3 protein-coding genes are annotated in these 3,968 nt (G+C 70.8%); 2 read left to right on the top strand and 1 reads right to left on the bottom strand.

Annotation, left to right across the window (positions count from 1 at the left end):
- Positions 1–1,512: a long-chain fatty acid--CoA ligase gene (locus tag Q4P07_RS08280; RefSeq protein WP_303374436.1), complete on the bottom strand. Its 1,512-nt coding sequence runs from the start codon at positions 1,510–1,512 to the stop codon at positions 1–3.
- 83 nt (positions 1,513–1,595) lie between these two features.
- Here Q4P07_RS08280 and Q4P07_RS08285 point away from each other — a divergent pair, with 83 nt between their 5' ends.
- Together Q4P07_RS08285 and Q4P07_RS08290 are read left to right on the top strand one after the other, a co-directional pair.
- The gene (locus tag Q4P07_RS08285; protein WP_303374437.1) at positions 1,596–2,606 is read left to right on the top strand and encodes a LacI family DNA-binding transcriptional regulator; all 1,011 of its coding nucleotides are present in this window, start codon (positions 1,596–1,598) and stop codon (positions 2,604–2,606) included.
- 103 nt (positions 2,607–2,709) lie between these two features.
- On the top strand, positions 2,710–3,966 hold the full coding sequence (locus tag Q4P07_RS08290) for an NAD(P)/FAD-dependent oxidoreductase (protein ID WP_303374438.1): 1,257 nt from the start codon (positions 2,710–2,712) through the stop codon (positions 3,964–3,966).
- Positions 3,967–3,968 lie beyond the last annotated feature (2 nt).

Here is a 3,968-nt window from a genome sequence, read left to right on the forward strand (position 1 = left end):
TCACTCCCCCTCGCGCAACTCCCGCTTGAGGATCTTGCCGGTCGCGCCCTTGGGCAGCTCTGGGATCAGGGTCACGGTCCGCGGATACTTGTAGGGGGCGATCTGGCTCTTGACGTGCTCGATGAGCGCGTCTGCAGTCACCTGCGCACCCGGCTTGAGCACGACATACGCCGCGATCTCCTCGCCGAGCTCGGCGTGCGGCACCCCGATCACGGCTGCCTCGGCCACGTCCGGGTGCTCGTAGAGGACTTCCTCGATCTCGCGCGGATAGACGTTGAGCCCACCCCGGATGATCAGGTCCTTCTTGCGGTCGACGATGAAGTAGAAGCCGTCCGCGTCGCGGCGGGCCAGGTCGCCGGAGTGAAACCAGCCGTCCGCGTCGATCGCGTCGGCGGTGGCGTCCGGTCGCTGCCAGTAGCCCTTCATGATGTTTTCTCCGCGGATGCAGATCTCCCCGATCGCGTCGAGGTCGGCGGCGTCCACGTCCTCGCCGTCCGGAGTCGCCAGCTTCATCTCCACACCGCGGATCGGTATGCCGATGGAGCCGGGCTTGCGCTCCCGGTCCGGGTGGTTGAAGGAGGCGACCGGGCTGGTCTCGGACAAGCCGTAGCCCTCCAGGATCGCGGCGTCGAAGGTCTCCTCGAAGCGGCGCATGACCTCCAGCGGGAGGCTCGAGCCGCCGGAGACTGCCAGCCGCAGGCTAGACAGGTCGGGCACCTGCTCGGCCGCGCCCGCGGCGGCGAGCATCGCGCCATACATCGTCGGCACACCCTCGAAGACCGTGACCTGGTCCCGCTCGATCACCTGCAACGCCTTGGCCGGGTCGAAGCGCGGGATCATGGTCAGCGCCGCACCGACGGAAAACGTGGTGTTCATGGCGCAGGTCATCCCGAAGACGTGGAAGAGCGGCAGGCACCCCATCACGACGTCGCCGGGCTCCAGGTGGACGAGGGTGTCGTTGGTGGTGTCCAGGTTGGTCTGCAGGTTGTCGAAGGTCAGCTCGGCGCCCTTGGGCCGGCCGGTGGTCCCCGAGGTGTAGAGGATGACCGCGGTGTCGTCGCCCGCGCGCTCGACCACCTCGGTGACCGGGTCGGTGGCGTCCTCGCCGTGCACCCAGGAGCTCAGCCCCTCCGGGCCGACCGCCATCAGCTGCACGCCGGCCGCCTCCGTCGCGGCCTGCGCCTCCTCGCCGGGCATCGCCACCAGCAACTTTGCCCCGGAGTCGCGCAGATAGAACTCGATCTCGCGGCGCTTGAAGAGTGGGTTCATCGGGACCACGATGCCGCCGAGGGCCAGGACGGCGTGATAGATCACCGGGAAAGTGGGCACGTTGGGCAGCATGAGCGCGACCCGGTCGCCCTCACCCACGCCCTGGCTGCGCAGCCACCCGGCCAGCTGTTGGACGGAGTGCTCCAGGTCGGAGTAGGACAGCACGAAGTCGTCGAGGATCACCGCGGGGTGATCGGGGAACTGCGCTGCGGTGCGGGCGAGGTTGTGCGCGAGGTTAGTCATCGTTGACTTCTGCTCCTGAGGTGACGGGCTGGCCGTGGCGGCAATCCCCATCGTGCCACGAACAGGCTGTGAGAAACTGCGGCATGTCCTCTCCCCGCCCGACGATCAGCGACGTCGCGCGCGAGGCCGGGGTCTCCCCGACCACGGTCTCCCACGCGTTGCGCGGGATGGGGCAGGTCCAGGCGGGCACCAGGGCGCGGGTCATCGACGCGGCGGACCGGCTGGGCTATCGCCCCAGCGTCCGCGCCCAGCGCCTGCGCTCGGGCAAGACCCGCTCCATCGCGCTGATGTCTTCGATGCCGACCGCGGTCTCTGCCGGCAGCTCACGCCTGGGCTTCTTCACCGAGGTGGCGGCGGCGGCTGCCGAGAGTGCGCTGCTGCACGGCTACAGCCTCGTGCTGGTCCCGCCCACCGAGACCTCGCTCAACCCGCTCTCCCACCTCGACGTGGACGGCGTCATCCTCGTCGAGCCGAGCGCAGGCGACCCGTTGGCCCACGAGCTGCGATCCCGCCACCTGCCCTACGTCGCCGTCGGACGCCAGCCCGGCGCGGACGTGCCGCACGTCGACATGGCCGGGGGGCAAGGGGCCACGCTGCTGCTCGATCACCTGCACGACCGGGGCGCCCAGGCGGTCGCGCTGGTCGCTGCCACGAGCAAGCGCCGCTCCTATCTCGACACGTTCGCCGCCTACGACGCGTTCTGCCACCGCACCGGGCAGGCCCCCTACGTCGGGCTCGCCGCGGAAGAGCTCGGCGAGGACGGCGGGTATGGCGAGACCGCCCGCCTCCTCCTCAAGCACCCGCAGATCGACGCGGTGTGCGTCGTGGTCGACGCCTTCGCGACCGGGGCCCTGGCCGCGCTGGCGGAGGCCGGCCGCCGGGTGCCGCAGGACGTCCTGGTCGCCACCCGCTATGACGGGCTGCGGGCCAAGCTGTCCGAGCCACCGCTGACCGCGCTCGACCTGGACCTGCCCGCGGTCGCCACCGCGGCAATCGACCTGCTGTTGCGCCACCTCCAGGGCGAGGTCAACGCGCCCCGCTCGGTGCAGGTCCCGCCTGCCGGTCTGGTCGCCCGCCGGTCCACGCGCCGCTGACTGACACTGGTCGCCAGCGAATCCGCGGTCGGCCTGTCGGTCGCGCTCGGTCGCGCTCGGCCGCAACAGGACAAGTTGGCGGACACGTCATACGCTCGAAAACATGCCAGCTGCTGCGGAAGTCCTGATTGTCGGCGCGGGCGTTGCGGGACTGACCTGCGCGCTCGCCCTCGAGTCCGCCGGAGTGCACGCGCACGTCCTGGAGGCGGGTGAGGCCGTCGGCGGCCGGATCCGCACCGACCGGGTCGACGGCTTCCTGCTGGACCGAGGCTTCCAGGTGCTCAACCCGGCCTATCCGCGGGTGCGCCACTATGCCGATCTGGACGCGCTCGAGATGCGCTCGTTTGGCGCGGGGCTGGGGCTGCGCTCGCCCCGCTTCGAGGAGTTGCAGGTCGTGGCCGACCCCCGGCGCGAGCCGCAATTGTTGGCGCGCACCATCCGCTCGGGCAAGCTGCACCCTTCCAGCGTCGCCGCGCTCGCTCGGTGGCTGGGGCCGGCACTCGTGCCGGACTGGGCGATCGAGAAGGTGACCAGCGACGACCTGCCTAGAGGTGAGTCGATGGACCAGGTCAGTCTCGTCGGGCCGCTGCGCGGTCTCATCGACCGGTTCCTGGAGGGTGTGCTCCTCGAGGACGACGGCAGCTCCTCCACCGCCTTCACCCGGATGATGGTGCGCTACTTCAGCAAGGGCCGGCCGGGGTTGCCGACCGGTGGCATGCAGGCGTTGCCCGAGCAGCTCGCCGACAAGCTGCTCCGGCCGGTCGAGCTCGGGACGCGTGTCGTCGAGGTCGGGCCGGGGAAGGTCCGCACCGAGGGCGGTGCGGAGCTGAGCGCCGACCTCGTCGTCGTGGCTGCGGGACCGGAGGCTGCGGCCGCCCTGACCGGGGCGGCCGTGCCCCCCGGCAAGGGCGTGACCACACACTGGTTTGCCGTCGATGAGGCCCCGACTGACCTGCCGATGGTGATCGTGGACGCCCGCGGCGAGCCCCACGGTCCGGTCGTCAGCACCGCGGTGATGAGTCATGTCGCGCCCGACTATGCGCCGGCCGGTCGGCATCTGGTGCAGGCGAGCAGCCTCCTGCGGGCGGGCGGCACGCCGGTCAGCGACGAGGAGGTCCGGGCGCACCTGAAGGGGATCTATAGCGTCGACACCTCACCGGCGTCCTGGGAGCTGATCCGCCGCGACGACATCCCCTACGCGCTGCCCGTGCAGCCCGCGCCCTTCGTGCCCGAACGCGACATGGAGATCGATCCCGGCCTCATCGTGGCCGGCGACTGGGTCGACCACGCCTCCATCCAAGGCGCGATGGCCAGCGGCGAACGCGCTGCCCAGGGTTGGCTCCGCCGCACCGACCGCTGACC

Origin of the sequence: Ornithinimicrobium sp., from assembly GCF_030537745.1 — a bacterium.
Taxonomy (GTDB): Bacteria; Actinomycetota; Actinomycetes; order Actinomycetales; family Dermatophilaceae; genus Ornithinicoccus.

Coding starts and splice junctions, on each gene's coding strand:
- Q4P07_RS08280 (WP_303374436.1), bottom strand. CDS start 1,512: ATGACTAACCTCGCGCACAACCTCGCCCGCACCGCAGCGCAGTTCCCC.
- Q4P07_RS08285 (WP_303374437.1), top strand. CDS start 1,596: ATGTCCTCTCCCCGCCCGACGATCAGCGACGTCGCGCGCGAGGCCGGG.
- Q4P07_RS08290 (WP_303374438.1), top strand. CDS start 2,710: ATGCCAGCTGCTGCGGAAGTCCTGATTGTCGGCGCGGGCGTTGCGGGA.